The organism is Chordicoccus furentiruminis (assembly GCF_019355395.1).
In the GTDB taxonomy this organism is placed as follows: Bacteria; Bacillota; Clostridia; order Lachnospirales; family Lachnospiraceae; genus Chordicoccus; species Chordicoccus furentiruminis.
Map to the genome: position 1 here is coordinate 2,948,956 of NZ_CP048829.1, position 15,643 is coordinate 2,964,598.

General features: G+C 51.7%; 19 protein-coding genes and 1 pseudogene. 17 read left to right on the forward strand and 3 right to left on the reverse strand.

The genetic code is table 11. The annotated features are described in order from the left end of the window. The first annotated feature begins 26 nt into the window (after window positions 1–26). The 8 genes from bcp (at window position 27) to G4C92_RS15010 (ending at window position 4,922) form a co-directional block, all read left to right on the forward strand. Window positions 27–482, forward strand: a complete 456-nt coding sequence (gene bcp, locus G4C92_RS13440) for a thioredoxin-dependent thiol peroxidase (protein ID WP_274940339.1) — start codon at window positions 27–29, stop codon at window positions 480–482. Then, a complete protein-coding gene (gene yaaA / locus G4C92_RS13445; protein ID WP_274940340.1) occupies window positions 479–1,252 on the forward strand; it encodes a peroxide stress protein YaaA in 774 nt (257 codons plus the stop codon). Before bcp ends, yaaA begins: the two co-directional genes overlap by 4 nt. A gap of 24 nt (window positions 1,253–1,276) precedes the next feature. Next, window positions 1,277–1,591, forward strand: a complete 315-nt coding sequence (locus G4C92_RS13450) for a TfoX/Sxy family protein (RefSeq protein WP_274940341.1) — start codon at window positions 1,277–1,279, stop codon at window positions 1,589–1,591. Window positions 1,592–1,634: 43 nt separating this feature from the next. Beyond that, the gene (locus G4C92_RS13455) at window positions 1,635–2,228 is read left to right on the forward strand and encodes a DUF4298 domain-containing protein (protein WP_274940342.1); all 594 of its coding nucleotides are present in this window, start codon (window positions 1,635–1,637) and stop codon (window positions 2,226–2,228) included. Window positions 2,229–2,239: 11 nt separating this feature from the next. Further along, entirely contained in the window at window positions 2,240–2,845 is a 606-nt protein-coding gene (locus G4C92_RS13460) for a DNA-3-methyladenine glycosylase I (protein ID WP_274940343.1), read from the forward strand. Between the two features lie 56 nt (window positions 2,846–2,901). Beyond that, on the forward strand, window positions 2,902–3,381 hold the full coding sequence (locus tag G4C92_RS13465; protein WP_274940344.1) for a flavodoxin family protein: 480 nt from the start codon (window positions 2,902–2,904) through the stop codon (window positions 3,379–3,381). Between the two features lie 73 nt (window positions 3,382–3,454). After that, window positions 3,455–4,000, forward strand: coding sequence for a GNAT family N-acetyltransferase (locus G4C92_RS13470; protein WP_274940345.1), 546 nt, complete (start codon window positions 3,455–3,457; stop codon window positions 3,998–4,000). 10 nt (window positions 4,001–4,010) lie between these two features. Continuing rightward, window positions 4,011–4,922: a GNAT family N-acetyltransferase gene (locus tag G4C92_RS15010; protein WP_330654724.1), complete on the forward strand. Its 912-nt coding sequence runs from the start codon at window positions 4,011–4,013 to the stop codon at window positions 4,920–4,922. 141 nt (window positions 4,923–5,063) lie between these two features. On the opposite strand, the gene G4C92_RS13485 is transcribed toward G4C92_RS15010, so the two are convergent. Together G4C92_RS13485 and G4C92_RS13490 are read right to left on the reverse strand one after the other, a co-directional pair. Next, complete coding sequence (locus G4C92_RS13485) at window positions 5,064–5,804, reverse strand: ATP-binding protein (protein WP_274940346.1); 741 nt, start codon at window positions 5,802–5,804, stop codon at window positions 5,064–5,066. Next, window positions 5,794–6,450 carry a Mu transposase domain-containing protein gene (locus tag G4C92_RS13490; RefSeq protein ID WP_274940347.1) on the reverse strand — a complete coding sequence of 219 codons (657 nt, stop codon included), beginning with the start codon at window positions 6,448–6,450 and terminating at the stop codon, window positions 5,794–5,796. The genes G4C92_RS13485 and G4C92_RS13490 overlap by 11 nt, the downstream gene beginning before the upstream one ends. 121 nt (window positions 6,451–6,571) lie before the next feature. Between G4C92_RS13490 and G4C92_RS13495 the strand changes: the two genes are divergently transcribed. The 5 genes from G4C92_RS13495 (at window position 6,572) to G4C92_RS13515 (ending at window position 9,544) form a co-directional block, all read left to right on the forward strand. Then, window positions 6,572–7,462 carry a Mu transposase domain-containing protein gene (locus G4C92_RS13495; RefSeq protein ID WP_330654725.1) on the forward strand — a complete coding sequence of 297 codons (891 nt, stop codon included), beginning with the start codon at window positions 6,572–6,574 and terminating at the stop codon, window positions 7,460–7,462. Further along, the gene (istB, locus tag G4C92_RS13500) at window positions 7,452–8,216 is read left to right on the forward strand and encodes an IS21-like element helper ATPase IstB (RefSeq protein WP_274940348.1); all 765 of its coding nucleotides are present in this window, start codon (window positions 7,452–7,454) and stop codon (window positions 8,214–8,216) included. Before G4C92_RS13495 ends, istB begins: the two co-directional genes overlap by 11 nt. 163 nt (window positions 8,217–8,379) lie before the next feature. Then, window positions 8,380–8,580: a DUF5655 domain-containing protein gene (locus G4C92_RS15235; RefSeq protein WP_274942019.1), complete on the forward strand. Its 201-nt coding sequence runs from the start codon at window positions 8,380–8,382 to the stop codon at window positions 8,578–8,580. Window positions 8,581–8,605: 25 nt separating this feature from the next. Continuing rightward, a complete protein-coding gene (locus G4C92_RS13510) occupies window positions 8,606–9,010 on the forward strand; it encodes an iron chaperone (RefSeq protein WP_274942020.1) in 405 nt (134 codons plus the stop codon). A gap of 312 nt (window positions 9,011–9,322) precedes the next feature. Beyond that, a complete protein-coding gene (locus G4C92_RS13515) occupies window positions 9,323–9,544 on the forward strand; it encodes a hypothetical protein (protein ID WP_274940349.1) in 222 nt (73 codons plus the stop codon). A gap of 196 nt (window positions 9,545–9,740) precedes the next feature. Here the strand turns inward: G4C92_RS13515 and G4C92_RS13520 are convergent, their stop codons facing one another. After that, window positions 9,741–10,265: a nitroreductase family protein gene (locus G4C92_RS13520; protein ID WP_274940350.1), complete on the reverse strand. Its 525-nt coding sequence runs from the start codon at window positions 10,263–10,265 to the stop codon at window positions 9,741–9,743. A gap of 193 nt (window positions 10,266–10,458) precedes the next feature. Here G4C92_RS13520 and G4C92_RS13525 point away from each other — a divergent pair, with 193 nt between their 5' ends. The 4 genes and pseudogenes from G4C92_RS13525 (at window position 10,459) to G4C92_RS13545 (ending at window position 15,620) form a co-directional block, all read left to right on the forward strand. Continuing rightward, window positions 10,459–10,950, forward strand: coding sequence for a GNAT family N-acetyltransferase (locus G4C92_RS13525; protein WP_274940351.1), 492 nt, complete (start codon window positions 10,459–10,461; stop codon window positions 10,948–10,950). A gap of 810 nt (window positions 10,951–11,760) precedes the next feature. Beyond that, window positions 11,761–12,659, forward strand: a pseudogene (locus G4C92_RS13535) (aldo/keto reductase). A 201-nt stretch (window positions 12,660–12,860) separates the two neighbouring features. After that, a complete protein-coding gene (locus G4C92_RS13540) occupies window positions 12,861–14,264 on the forward strand; it encodes an MATE family efflux transporter (RefSeq protein WP_274940352.1) in 1,404 nt (467 codons plus the stop codon). 81 nt (window positions 14,265–14,345) lie between these two features. Beyond that, window positions 14,346–15,620: a DUF1015 domain-containing protein gene (locus G4C92_RS13545; protein ID WP_274940353.1), complete on the forward strand. Its 1,275-nt coding sequence runs from the start codon at window positions 14,346–14,348 to the stop codon at window positions 15,618–15,620. Window positions 15,621–15,643: the final 23 nt, after the last annotated feature.

Sequence of the window (15,643 nt, forward strand, 5' to 3'; positions counted from 1 at the left end):
AACACGGATCAAGAAATGGAGAAAAAATGTTAGAGATTGGAACCAAAGCTCCGGCATTTACCCTGCCGGACCAGAACGGAGAAATGAGAAGCCTTGCAGATTATCAGGGTCAGAAGGTAATTCTGTATTTTTACCCAAAGGACATGACTGCCGGCTGCACGAAGCAGGCCTGTGCGTTCGGAGATCTGTATCCACAGTTCCGGGAGAAAGGCGCGGTCGTTCTTGGCGTAAGCAAGGACAGCATAGCATCCCACAAGAAATTTGAGGAAAAATACGGCCTGCCCTTCACACTTCTTTCTGATCCGGAGAAGGAAGTGATTCAGGCTTACGATGTCTGGAAGGAGAAGAAGAACTACGGCAAGGTCAGCATGGGTGTTGTCCGGACGACCTACCTGATTGATGAGAACGGTATTATCGTAAAGGCTTTTGATAAGGTTAAGGCAGCTGATAATCCGGCCCTGATGCTCGGAGAACTGGAATGAGAATCATTATCTCCCCGGCAAAGCAGATGCGGGTGGATACAGATTCTTTTGCCTGCAAAGAGTTTCCGGTATTTATGGACAGGACGAAAGTCCTGATGAAATGGATCCAGAGTCTGTCTTATGAAGAACAGAAAAAGCTTTGGGTTTGCAACGACAAGATCGCCCGGCAGAACGCCGAGCGATTTGCGCATATGGATCTTCAGAATAATCTGACGCCGGCGCTACTGGCATATGACGGTATCCAATATACTTACATGGCCCCGGCAGTCTTTGAGGATGGCCAATACGATTATGTGCAGGAACATCTGCGGATTTTGTCTGGTTTCTATGGCGTGGTGAAACCGATGGATGGCGTTGTGCCATATCGGCTGGAAATGCAGGCGAAGGCTGCTGTAGGTGGTCATAAGAACTTGTATGATTTCTGGGGAGACAGCCTTTATCGGGAAGTGATCGGTGACAGCAGGACCGTCATCAATCTTGCTTCGAAAGAGTACTCAAAATGCATTGAGAAATATCTGCAGCCGGGTGACCGGTATATTACCTGCGTCTTTGGTGAACTTGAAGGCAATAAAGTCGTTCAGAAGGGTGTTTACGCCAAAATGGCCAGGGGCGAAATGGTGCGTTTTATGGCAGGAATCCATGCAGAGACTCCGGAGCAGATGAAGGACTTCAATTGGAGTGGGTATCATTACGAAGATAACCGCTCTTCGGATCAGGAATATGTTTTTATCCGCACAGCAATACCAGGAAAGAAAAGTCTATCATTGTAAGTGGACGTAATGGGAGAGATGAGTATGGCATCAAGCAAAGGATACCTGGAATTCATATTGGAGCAGTTATCGGACTTGGATGATATATCCTATCGAGCCATGATGGGCGAATACATCATATATTTTCGAAGCAAGGTGGTCGGCGGCATTTACGATGACCGTTTTCTTGTAAAACCCACAAAATCTGCTGTGGCGATGATGCCGAATGCAGATATGGAACTGCCATATGAAGGCGCGAAGGAAATGCTGCTTGTCGATGACGTGGAGGACAGGGAATTCCTGCGCAAGCTGTTGGAAGCAATGCATGATGAACTTCCTGGTCCGAAGAAAAAGAAGTAAGGGCGAAACAGGCTGACTGCAATTACAGGCAGGGTGAATACAAATGAGTAAGCACAGGATGGTGGATGGACGTCTGCTCCAGATGAATAAGAGTTACGGGCAGCTGAAGCAAAAGCAGAAAGAGAAAATCTCGGAGTGGATGTACCAGGCCTATCGAAAACAGACTGAAGATAGTCTGTCTGATGAAGAGGCCCTGCAGTTCGTTTTTGACCGCATAGAAGAGGCAAAGATCTGGATTCCGGATTATGAGATCGTCAACCATTACCGGGCGAAAAAGAGCCAGTTCAGAAAACGCCTTGCCGGAGAAAACGTGCCGCAGCATATCTATGCAATGGAGAGCATTCTGGATAAGGCGACACAGAAGATGGATGTCCTGGAAAAGAAGATCGAGGAGTATCAGGCATTCCAGTCTGAAATTCAGAAGCTGGAGGCATATTATACGAGCCAGCAGTGGAAGGATGATTATGCCATGGATGAAGCCGGCATCTTCCCAGAGAAATTGAAACGCGGAGTCCTTTCACAGAATGGTATTTGGAATCTGTTGGAACGGAACAGGGAATTGTCCCAGAGACTCGGAAACTCGGAGGTACAGGGGCATGATGACGATCATGGCTCGACTTACACACCAGAGAAATAAAGGAGTATGGCATGGGCTACTGTACTTGGGCCGGAATGAATGAGGCCAATCAGATTTATCATGATACGGAATGGGGAATCCCTGTCCACGATGACCGGCAGATGTTTGAGCATCTGACGCTGGAATGCCTTCAGTGCGGTCTTTCCTGGGATCTGATGCTGAAGAAGAGGGAAATCTTCCGTGAATGCTTCTGCAACTTCGAGTATGATCGTATTGCTGAGTTCGGCGATGAAGATGTAGAACGTATCCTGAATACAGAAGGGATGATCCGATCACCCCGCAAGGTACAGGCTGTTATCAATAACGCCCGGTGTTATCAGAGAGTGCGGGAGGAGTTCGGAAGCTTCTGTGATTACATCTGGGGATACTCCGGGGGAAAGACGATTCTCTATCTGGGCCATGATAAGGGGCCGATTCCGGTGAGCAATGGACTGTCAGACAGAATAAGTAAGGACCTCAAGAAGCGAGGCTTCAAATACGTGGGTGCTGTCACGATCTATTCCCATCTGCAGGCCTGCGGCGTCATCTGTGACCATGATCCGGAATGCCCTTGTTATCAGAAGATTGTTGCTGCGCATTCAACTGTACGGAAACGCAGGGACAAGGAGGTGCTCTGATTATGAAAGTATTGATTTTTAACGGAAGTCCCCGACCCAAGGGAAATACTAAACAGATGATCCAGGCTTTTTGTGAGGGACTGGAGACGGCAGGGCACGAGTATGGTGTATATGAGGTCTGCAAGATGAATATCCACGGGTGTCTTGCCTGCGAATACTGCCACACAAAGGGAAATGGACAGTGTGTTCAGAAGGATGACATGCAATTTGTCTACCATGAGCTTCAGGAAGCTGAGATGCTCGTGATCGCATCTCCGATCTATTATCATGGCCTTTCCGGGCAGCTGAAATGTACGATTGATCGCTTCTATGCAGCAGCATATCCCAACAAACCGGAGAAGCTGAAGAAGGTGGCCATGTTCTTAAGCTCCGGTGATCCGGACATGTATGACGGGGCGCTGTTCTCATATAAGGGAGATTTTCTGGATTATCTGCAGCTGGAAGATATGGGAGTTTTCACAACTCATGGATATGATCTCGGTGTATCGGAGGAAAAGCTGGAGGAACTTCGCAGGTTTGGGGCGAGTTTGAGATAGCAGAGGATATCGGGACAAATCTGTTTACAAAGATACTTCTTGATTGCGTCACTGAGGAAATGAGGTGGTCGTTTTGGAATACAGGAAGACAATCACATTGAAAGACGGCAGGATCTGCATCCTGCGCAATGGGACGGTAGAGGATGGGAAGGCTGTCCTGGATAATTTCATCCTGACACACGAGCAGACGGACAATCTGCTTTCCTATCCGGACGAATCGGACATTACTGCGGAACAGGAGGCTCAGTTCCTGAAAAGCAAGTCAGAAAGCGCCTGCGAAATTGAGATACTGGCGGAAGTGGAGGGTGTTGTTGCCGGTCTGGCCGGGATCGACCAGGTGGGCAGCAAATACAAGATCCGTCACAGAGCTGATTTCGGAATCAGTGTAGATCAGGCATACTGGGGACTTGGGATAGGTCGGGCCCTTCTGGAAGCCTGTATCGAATGCGCGAAAAAGGCCGGATATGAGCAGATGGAACTGAATGTGGTTGCTGAGAACAGCAGGGCAATCGACATGTATGAAAAAGCCGGCTTTGTAGAATTCGGAAGGAACCCGAGAGGTTTCAAATCCCGCATGTCGGGATATCAGGAACTTGTGTATATGAGACTGGAATTGTGAGGATTTTGGGATGCTGGAAACCGAAAGACTGATCCTGCGCCGCTGGGAAGAGAGTGACGCGGAGAGCTTATATCAATATGCAAAGGATCCGGACGTCGGTCCGATCGCCGGATGGCCGCCACACCAAAGTGTGGATGAGAGTCTGGATGTGATCCGGAATGTATTTAACGGCCGGGAAGCGTATGCTATCTGTCTGAAAACGGACAACAAAGCAATCGGTGCGATCGAACTTAAACTGAACGGCCACACGGATATGACAGAACGTGACGATGAGTGTGAGCTTGGCTATTGGCTGGGCAAGCCGTTCTGGGGACAGGGGATTGTACCGGAGGCTGCCCGGGAGATGCTGCGACATGCCTTCGAGGATATCGGCATGCAAAAGGTCTGGTGCGGCTACTATGAAGGCAACCTCAAGTCAAAACGGGTGCAGGAGAAATGCGGATTCCGTTATCAGTGGACCACGGAAGGTGTCGATGTACCGCTCATGCACGAGACGCGGACAGGGCATGTCAATCTGATGACGAAGGATAACTGGCTCTGGCAAAAGCTCTATGAAGCAGCTAAGTCTGTGCAGAACGGCAGGAAGATTTCAGATTATGTCGAGGCAGGCGGCGTGGCTGCGGCCATCCTCTCTGCATCAGGAAGGATTTATACCGGAGTGTGTGTAGATACCTGCTCGACCCTCGGCATATGTGCGGAGCGCAACGCTATTTTCAACATGCTGACCAACGGGGAACAGGACATCTGCAAGGTGCTGGCTGTTATGTCAAACGGCAAGACCGGTGCACCCTGCGGGGCTTGTAGGGAGCTGATGGTACAGCTGATGCCGACGACATACAAAGACATCGAAATCATGTTGGATTATGAACAGGATAAAGTGGTGACACTCGGGGAACTGACGCCGGAGTGGTGGATCGGATAGCATACTAAACCAAGGGTCGGATGCTATTCTCGGGAAAAACTGTATATTGATTATTCCGGGCGATCAGCCCATGCGCTGAAGCGCGTTCAGCGCATGGTAATCGCCGTTTAGCAAAGTCGGGCCGCAGTTGAGCCCATGCCGTCAGGCGTGGGATAAATACTGCCGCATATTCACATCACCGGTTTCCACCCAGGTGGTGTTGTGCGCGAAGCGCTCAACGATGGATTCTGCATAAGTTCCGCCGCGAAGACGCTTCACCCAGTCCTCACGCTTGTAAAGCGTGCAGAAGATCGTGGACGTGCTGTCAAAGCGCCGTTCTGTCAGTTCCAGAAGGAACTCGACATCTGCTTTGGAAAGTTCCGGCATGAGCCATTCATCCAGGACGAGTACCTTGAAAGCTGCATACTTGTTCAGTACCTTGTTCTTTCCGCCGGGAAGCAGCGACTTCTCAGCGTACTCTCCCAGCAGATCCGGGAGACGGATATATCTGGTCTTGTGCTGAGCGCGGCATGCCTCTTTTGCCATTGCGCAGCCGAGGAAGGTCTTTCCGGAGCTGGGGTATCCCTGGAATACGATGCTGCGACAGTCATCGACAAACCGGCAGCTGGCCAGATCGGCGATAATGCCTCGGCTGAGCGGGCGTTTATCGATGTACAGGATGTCATGGATATCCGCCTTCGGGAGACGGAACTTCGCGTTCTTGATCAGCCTGCGCACCTTCTCATTGTATTTCCGTTGATAGACACTGTCTGTCAGAAGCTGGAAGCGGTCATCAAAAGGAAGGGCAAGCGTTTGTGGATCCTGCTGTTGTATTTCGAGTTCCTCTATGAATTCGCCGATATTCAGAACGCGGAGCTTTCTTCTGGTCTCATCATTCAGCATCCGGATCACCTCCCTTCCGGTAGTAGTCGCTGCCGCGCAGATAACCCATGGAGGAGTCGTCAGCGGTAGATCCGGATTCCAGCTGTTCTTTATAAGTGATGTCTTGATTCGCTGTCAGGATTGCTTTAAGGTGGTGGTAACGGGGCACCTTAATCCCCCTGCTGATGGCAAGCTCACAGGCAGTTTCCAGACGGGCATCTGTATACGTCCTGCTGAGGCGGAGAACGGCGAGACAGGGATTATAGCCCTGTTCTTTTATACTGACACTGCTGAAGATCCGGTCGATGACCTGCCGGGTAGACTTACCGACCGAGCTCGCCCAGTTTCGGATCCGCTCGTCATCCCACTGGACGATGTTACGAAAGGCAGGCGGCATGTCTTCCGGATGTGTGGAGTACTTGTTCTTCCTATAGTCCGGAAAACGGTTGTGTGTTGTCAGGCGTTCTCCTTTGTAATAGAGCTCCACAAAACGATCTGTGACCTTCAAATCCACCTTCTTTTTCGCGTACTGATACGGACAGGAATACCGGTTCTTCTTGTACACGACATGGAAGTCGAGGTTTACAGCCCGGCCATAGACCCACTCGGCGATCTCGTAAGGGACATCCGGGAGCGGACGAAGGAATTCCCTTTCTTCCTGAAGCACCTCATAACGGCTGCCTTCGCGTTTCTGAAAAGCCTCATGGTTGAACTTATAGAGCCTGTCCGCAACTCCCTTCTTGAGTTCTGAGAAGGAGTAATACACATCGTTCCGACACCGGGCAATGATGGCGGTGGCAATCTTACCGACCGTGCCTTCTACGGAAGACTTCTGCTTCTTATCGGTAATTTCTGATAAGAAGCACAAACCAAGCGCTGAAGGCAATGTCGGCCATGTATCGACCTGGATCATTGCCGCCCTGCGTGACGAACAGTTCTTTTCTCTTGCGGGACTCAACAAGGCGATTCAGGAAAAACTGAAAGCCTACAATGACCGGAAGTTCCAGAAAAAAGAGGGCAGCCGGTCAAGCCTCTTCCGCGAAGAAGAACTGCCACGCCTGGCAAAGCTCCCAGCCACCCCATATGAAACCGCCGAATGGAAACAAGCGACAGTCCAGTACAATTATCACATAAGCATAGGGAAAATGCTATATTCCGTGCCTTATGCGTACATCGGCAAGAAGGTCGATGTCAGAGTGACTGAATCGATGATTGAGGTCTTTTACAAACAGGATCGTATCGCCTCTCACAGGAGGCTGAAAGGGCGTCCTGGCCAGTACAGTACCGTGCCGGAACACATGCCTCCTGATCACCAGAAGTACCTGGAATGGGACGGCGACCGGTTCCGCAAATGGGCCATAAAGATTGGAAGCAATACAAAACGTACCATTGATGCAATCCTTTCTTCAAAAGCAGTTGAACAGCAGGCTTATCGTGCTTGTATGGCTCTACTGAAGCTGGAAAAGCGTTATTCGGCAGAGTCCTTGGAAAGCGCCTGTGCAAAGGCTCTGGCATTCAATCCGAGCCCAAGCTATAAATCTGTATGCAACATCCTTGCTGCTGAAAATACGCTTTTACAGCAGAAGCAGACAGCTCAGACAAAGGCTACACCTCTACAGAATCCTTATGGGATAACCAGAGGAGCAAAGTACTACGGAGGTGAAAACCATGTCGAATGAATCTACAATCAATAAGCTCGTCGAGATGCACATGACCCCGATGGCTGATGCCTTCCGAGCTCAGCTCAGGGATCCGAGCATCCGTGAAATCTCTTTTGAGGACCGTTTCGCCCTGATGGTCGATGCTGAATACAACAGCCGCAAGACCAACCGTCTGAAGCGCCTCATTATGGATGCCTCCTTCGATCAGCCTGAAGCTTACATCGGAGATATCAATTACGTCTCCGGCAGAAAACTCGATCGAGATCTGATTGGCAGGCTTGCTGGCTGCGAGTACATAACTGACAATCGGAACATCTTCATCACCGGAGCGACCGGATGCGGCAAGACCTATCTGGCATGCGCTCTCGGAATGGAGGCCTGTAAGCAGTACTACAAAACACTGTATGTCCGCCTTCCGGATCTTTTGATCGAATTGGCGGAGGCTAGGAGAACCGATACATACGAGAAAGCAATCAAGAAGTATTCAAAACCTGCACTTCTGATTATTGATGAATGGCTTCTTCTCCCGCTGACGCAGGAGCAACAGCCGGACATATTCGAGATCCTGAGCAAGAGATACCACAGGAAATCTACGGTCTTCTGTTCGCAATACAAGGAAGAGGGCTGGTATCAGCAACTCGGTGGCAGTGACGCTCCTCTTACCGATGGCATTCTCGACAGGATCGTTCATGATGCCTATCGGATCGACATCGAGCCAGTCGATCCAACCAAAGACATCTCCATGAGGGAAGTCTATGGTCTACACAAGTAATCGCGACGGAGGTGGCTCAGTTCCTTCCGGACACCTGGCTCACCCGCCACCGGAAGGGCGGCTCCGCCGCACCGGAATATTCAAGTGGGCCGGAGGCGCGGAATAATCAAATAACCTCTTATCATTCATTTACACACGATTGGCCCTTTTAATCCGACTGAAAATGGCCCTTTCTTTCCGACTCGAGAGTGGCCCTTATTGCCCGACCCTAACAGCTCCTTTTGATTCGGAACGAATTGCGTTAAAGACGGAACCATATTCGGGAAGATGGACGCATCATATTGTTGTCAGCTCGCCGGAGGAGCTGGATGAAGAATTGCTTTCATGGATAAAAACTGCCTATACTTTTGCAGATGCAAAGTGAATAACAGCAGAGGAGGATAGTGGATATGTGGAGATGCCCGAAATGTGGACGGAGTTTCAGCCGCGAAGGACAGGGCCATTACTGTGGCAAGATCGAAACAGTAGATCAGTACATTGAAGAACAGGATGAAAAAGTAAGACCATACCTGAATGAAGTCCGCCAGATCATCCGCAGCACGATTCCGGACGCACAGGAGAAGATCTCGTGGAGTATGCCAACATACTGGAAGGGCCGGAACCTCATTCACTTCGCAGCGTCGAAAAAACATCTGGGCCTTTATCCAGGAGGAGAAGCAACCACGGTTTTTGCCGATAAACTGGCGAATTATGATGTGAGCAAGGGAACGATCCGGCTGCCCTATACCAAACCGCTGCCGAGAGATCTGATTGCAGAGATCGCAGTGTGGTGCTATGGGCAGTATGCAAGATGAATTGAACCTTTTAACACCGTTGCCATGCCTTTTCCGCCAAAATAGAAAAGTCAGCCAACCTTATTTTCCAAATAAGCAGTGTATTTCGTCATGCATTCGGGATAGAATAGGATCCACCAATAAAAAACAGGCTTCGGAAAAGAGAGGAACGATGTATGAGATTGAACGCGCATGATGTCCGTTCCAGAGTGGCGATTACGAGGCTCCTGATCAAGGCGGCCACGGAACTGGAATACAGCACAGCAATCCGTATCGAGGATGCATTGCGCTTTCGATCTGAAGCCGCCAAATACGGGAATGAGGTAGAATGCTATGTTAAGCTTTCTGGTGCTTATCTTGATCATGATCGGTCTGTTTAAGCTTACGGGCCTGTTCTTTCGTGCTGCCGGCACGCTGCTGGGATGGATTTTAGGAGGTATCGGCTGGCTGATTCTTGCCGGACTCGCAGTGACAGTTTTGGGTCTGGCTCTGATTGCGGTGCCGGTCGTTTTGATTGTCGGCTGTGCCGCATTAATCGCTGCAGCAGCGTTTTGAGCCGGAGGGTAAGAGATGTATGGCGTGTATGACAGGGATAAAGAAATACGAGAAGCTATCAGAGGAGGAGAATGTGCACTGAACAGTCTCAGGGAAGCAGAACGGCATTCGAACAGCGCCGGGCAACTGGAGACTGTAGAAATGGCAGAATGAAAAGGAAGAAAAACAGGGAGGCCCGCAGGCCTCTCTGAAGCGGTTACTTTATTTCGTTTGCCGCAAATCTGTGTGCGTCCGGAATCTCGCGCTTTGAATAGGACTCAGAAGTTTTTCCGACCGCAAGCGCGCCCAGAGGAACAAATCCTTCAGGAAGATCAAGCTTGTCCAGAAGCTTCTGGTTTTGGTTCATCGCGGCAACCGCACCGTATATATCGCATTGGCCGACACCTTCCCCGACGGCTGCAAGAGCCATGTTCTGGAGAATAAAGCCGACATTTGCGCTGGCGACATTTCCCTCGCCGTTTGAAGAGATGACAATCAGCATCGGAGCGCCATACAAAGGATGCATAGACGGATTGCCGAAGAACTTTGCGGCACATGTGTCGATTTCACCAAGCAGATCAGGATTTGTGATAATAGTGAAATGAATGCTGTCATACTTTCCCATTCCGACCGGCGCCTCATATGCCGCCGTCAGGATCGAATTCAGCTGCTCTCCTGAGATCTGCTCTCCTGTATAAGAACGGATGGATTTACGGATATTCATGGCTTCTTTCAGTTCCATATTTTTTATACCTCCTTCGTCAGATTGCGATTATAGGCTTTTCAGATGAACAAAATGTGAAGAATAATACAATTCCGGCAGCAGAGCGTTCGCTGCATTTTTCTCTTTTTACGTCAGGAATCATGGGAGCTGATATAATACTGTCATGGTTGCAGTGGTGAGGGCTGATCGTTTAGAGACAGGGAGGACGGCAATGAAGATGATGCTGAGGGAGTATGACAGCCATGATGCAGCCGCTGTGTCGGAAATATGGAATCAGGTGATAGCGGACGGCAATGCATTTCCCCAGCTGAATCAGCTGGAAGATGAGGATGCGGACCGGTTCTTCAGAGCGCAGACGTATACCGGCGTGGCGGTTGATACAGAGAAGGATGAAGTCGTCGGCATGTACATCCTTCACCCGAATAACGAGGGACGGTGCGGACATATCTGTAATGCCTCTTATGCGGTACGGAAAGATATCAGGGGAGAGCATGTCGGGGAAATGCTCGTGAAGGACTGCCTGAACAAGGCACATGAAAAGGGATTCCGTATTCTTCAGTTTAATGCTGTTGTTGCCAGCAACATACATGCCATTCACTTATATGAGAGGCTCGGATTCAGGAGAATCGGAATGGTTCCGGCAGGATTCCGTATGCCGGACGGATCCTACGAGGATATCATTCTTTATTACCACAATGTGTGAGAGGCGGGCTCTGTGCTGAAGGATAAATCAATAGCTGCGCCGAAGCGATGTAAATGTGGCCGCTGTTTTTGTTCTTTCAAGTCGGCCGGCGAGATAAAGGAAGGCCTGATCATTTCGCACATGAAAAGATCGCAGATCCATTTCGCATCTTTACGGTCCGTCTTGTTTCCCTTTTGCGGATTGGTGTGTTTTTTTGGGGGGGAGCAAGGACGACATTTCATGATTTCTGCCTGAGACGATAATTCTTGCTGACACTTACTGCTGCGCGGACGATACGCCGGAGAAGCATCTTGCGGCGCTTGAGACGATACACTCCTGCCAGATTCGGATTATTTGACTGATGAGTCACCTGAAAGCTTGAGCAGCACGAAAAACATCAAGCTGCAGACAGACCGTCAGCCGATCGGGAAAGATTATCACGGCAAACGAAAATCCGGCCGAGAACGAGATTTCAGATGTCGTATGAATTCTTTTGAATGGCGGCTTTCAGAAGGAAACCGGAGTCTGGACGGGAGTGATAACGGCAGCTGCAGTGGTGTACGGAACCGGATTTTGGGCGGTGAACTGCCTCATCGCGGCAAGAGCAGAAAATTGATCGGTTTTTGAGGTTAGAGATTATCATTGCAGCGAGCACATTTTCAATTGCGCCCCGTCATTCATTCATCTGTCGCTGATCGGGATTAGATGAGCAGCCGGACTTCTTTCGACGGGATGAGATTTCGGATGCCGGCCGGAAAGGAGAGAGGAATGGAATATATCCGGATCCCTCATGTGAAGGGCAAAGTATCAAGGATCATTTTCGGCACGGCGATGAAGCCGTTCAATGAAGGAAAAAGTGACGACGCGCTGCTCGACGCGGTCCTGGCGATGGGGGTAACTGTCCTCGATACAGCCCGCGTATACGGCGGGGCAGAGGAAGCGCTCGGCGGATGGCTGGAACGGACGGGCTGCCGGGACAGGGTTGTGATTCTTTCGAAATGCGGTCATTTTGATCTGGAGACCGGAAGGAGAAGGGTCTGTCCGGAGGCGATGCGGGCAGATCTGCAGACCTCGCTGGAGGCGCTTCACACGGATTTCATCGACATCTATCTCCTTCACAGGGATAATCCTGAAGTGCCGGTCGGTCCGCTGGTCGAGACTTTCAAGAAATGCATGCGGAGGGCCGGATCGGCGCCTTCGGAGGATCGAACTGGACTTATGAAAGAATTGAGGAGGCAAATGAATACGCGTATGCGCATAATCTGATTCCGTTTGAGGTCTCAAGTCCCAATTTCGGTCTGGCCGATCAGATTGAAGATCCATGGGGTCAGGGGTGCGTCACGATCGCAGGGCCTCGGGCCAAGGAGGCGAGAGAGTGGTATAGGCGAAACGGGATACCCGTGATCGCCTATTCCTCGCTGGCCCACGGATTCTTTTCGGGCAGACTGAAGAGTACGAATCCCGAAGATGCGCCGAATATTCTCGACGCACCGGCCGTGAAGGGCTATGTATGTCCGGAAAATTTTGAGCGGCTGCGGCGCTGTGAGCAGCTGGCCGGGAGGAAGAAAACGACCGTGCCGCAGCTTGCGATGGCGTGGATGTTTCATCAGCGCCTAAACCTGTGCGCAGTGGTCAGCACGTCCCGGCCGGACCGCATGAAGCGCAATATTGACGCGCTTGCCCTTCCGCTGACGGACGAGGAGTGCAGGTGGATGAACCTGGAGGAGTAAACGCAGGAGATAAGGCAGAGCAGGAGAGAAAAAGGCGGAGCCTGGGAAGCATGGAACGGTTTTTCAACGAACGAATCCAACAATCTGACTGACAAAGCTAACAATTTGTCATGACACGATGCCTGCGGGATGGTATGATCATTGCGTCTGCCTGCTTTGCAGGCATTTTTGCGTGGATATTTTTCGGATGGAGCGGAGTGTATGAGAACAAAGACGTCACTGGGAAGACTGGTCCGGATGGTGATGACGATTGCGCTGCCGGTTGCATTTCAGAATGTGCTTTCGACTACGGGAAGCATGGTGGATACGATCATGCTGGGCCGGCTTGGGGAGAATCAGGTTGCCGCGGTCGGCCTCTGCGCCCAGTTTACCTCTCTGATGTTCTCAGGGTACTGGGGCTTTGTGGGGGGCGGCATGCTTTTTATCTCGCAGTACTGGGGTGAGGGGAACGGAGACGGAATCCGGAAGTCCTACGGGATCATGCTGTCGTTCCTTGGCCTTGTCGCCGGCGTTTTCACGGTGCTCGCGCTGACACGGCCGGGATGGGTGATGTCCATCTATACCGGTTCGCCTGAGATCCGGGGAATCGGAGAAGAATACCTGAGGGTTGTGGGATGGTCCTATCCGTTTATGATTCTGGCGGTGGGCATGTCCGCGCTGCTCCGGTCCACCGAGCGCGTGAAGATCCCGCTGGCAGGCGGCATCGCAGCCGTGGTTACGAACTGCGTCTGCAATTACATTCTGATTTTCGGTAAGCTTGGGTTTCCGGCCTTGGGAGCGAAAGGCGCGGCGTACGGAACGGTTTTGTCCGGCATCGTCAATGTGCTGGTGATCGCGGTGACGGCACGTGTCCGAAACGTGCCGTATCTGCTGGACGTCACAAGACATTTCCGGTGGGATCCGCGTCTTCTGAGGCTGTACCTTGCGAAGAGCTTTCCGATCATCATGAATGAGGTGATGATCGGCGTCGGCAACATGATGATCAACATCGTGCTCGGACACCAGATCAATCAGGCGATCGCCGCCACTGCGGTCTTCAGAACGCTGGAGGGGATCGTGATCGGATTCTTCTCCGGCTTCTCCTCCGCGGCTACGGTACTGGTCGGCAAGGAAGTCGGAGCGGGGTATCATGAGGACGCGTTCGACCGGGCGTATCGGATCATCTATATCTGTCAGGTCATGACGCTGATCGTCTGCAGTGCTTTGGTAGCGGTGCATGTCCCTCTGCTTCATGTCATGGGACTGAAAGGGGAATCTTTCCGGCTGGCAACGGGCATGCTGCTGATCTATACGGTCGCGGGCGCGGTCCGGATGGGAAACTGGGCGATGAACGATACTTATCGCGCGGCGGGCGATCCGGCGTTCGGCTCTCTTCTGGAGATTTGCTTTATGTTTGCGATGGTTCAGCCGGCGATCCATCTCGCCAATGATGTCTTTCACGCGCCCTTCCTTCTGGTATTCGCTCTCTGCTATTCGGATGAGCTGGTGCGCTATGTTATTATGCAGCGGCATATGTATTCGCGGAAGTGGATCCGTCCTGTCTCCGAGGCGGGAAGGGCGACGATCCGGGCATTCCGGGAAAAATATCATGTTCCGATGTACTGAAGGATTTGCCAGTCCTTCGGTCCGCGTGTTACTATCTGTACTGACAGAACGATACAGCATGCATGATCAGGAGGTTACGGAATGGCAGCGTTTGATCATCTTGGATTTTATCCCGCCGATATTCTTCTTCCGAAGGAGGCGGATATGACGAAGTGGGCCTGCGTGGCCTGCGACCAGTTCACTTCACAGCCGGAGTACTGGCAGAAAGCGGCCGCTGTTGCGGGGGACGCGCCTTCGGCGCTGAATCTGATCCTCCCGGAAGCACATCTCGGGGATCCGGATGTGGAGAGCCAGATCGGAAAGATCAACGAGAAGATGGACGCTTATCTTCAGAACGGCGTCTTCCGTGAATATCCGGATTCTCTGTTCTACATTGAGCGCACGCAGTCGGACGGAAAGATCCGGCACGGTCTTGTCGGAATGGTGGATCTCGAGGACTACGACTATACGCCGGGGAGCGGCGCGCTGATCCGTGCGACGGAAGGGACGATTCTCAGCCGGATTCCTCCGAGAGTGAAGGTGCGGGAGCATGCGCCGATTGAGCTTCCCCATATCATGATTCTGATTGATGATCCGGACAGGACGGTGATCGAGCCGTTTGCCGGCGGCGAAGGGATGGAACCGGTGTACGATTTCGACCTGATGCTGGGGGGCGGCCATCTGAAGGGCTGGCGGCTGAATGAAGCCCAGATGGGGCAGACAGCCGGCGCGCTCCGCCGTCTCGGGACGGAAGAGGAGATGGAGCGGAAGTACGGCCTGAAGGGCGTCAAGCCGCTGCTGTTCGCGGTGGGCGACGGAAATCATTCGCTGGCGACCGCCAAGACCTGCTATGAGAATCTGAAGAAGGTGACGCCAAAGGAACAGTGGGCGTCTCTTCCGGCCCGGTACGCGCTGGTTGAAATTGTCAACAACCACGACGACGCGCTGGTTTTCGCGCCGATTCACAGGGTCCTCTTCGGTGTGGAGCCCGGACAGGTGCTGGAGGCGTTCCGCGCGTTTTATCCCGAGAGCTTCGAGGGAGAGGGCGACGGTCAGAGAATCCGGTATGTCTTTGACGGCGGCGAGGGCGTTCTGACGGTGCCGCATCCGGAAAGGCAGCTTGCCGTCGGTACGCTTCAGGCTTTCATCGATTCGTATCTGAAGGATCACGACGGGACCGTGGATTACATTCATGGAGATGACACGGTGAAGACACTCGGAAGAAAACCGGGAAACATCGGCTTTCTGGTTCCGGCCATGAACAAGAACCAGCTGTTCCCGACCATCATCCGTGACGGTGTTCTTCCGCGGAAGACGTTTTCGATGGGTCAGGCGGAGGACAAGCGGTACTATGTCGAGGCCAGACGGATCCGGTGAGCGGCGGAGGAGAGGCAAAGTCA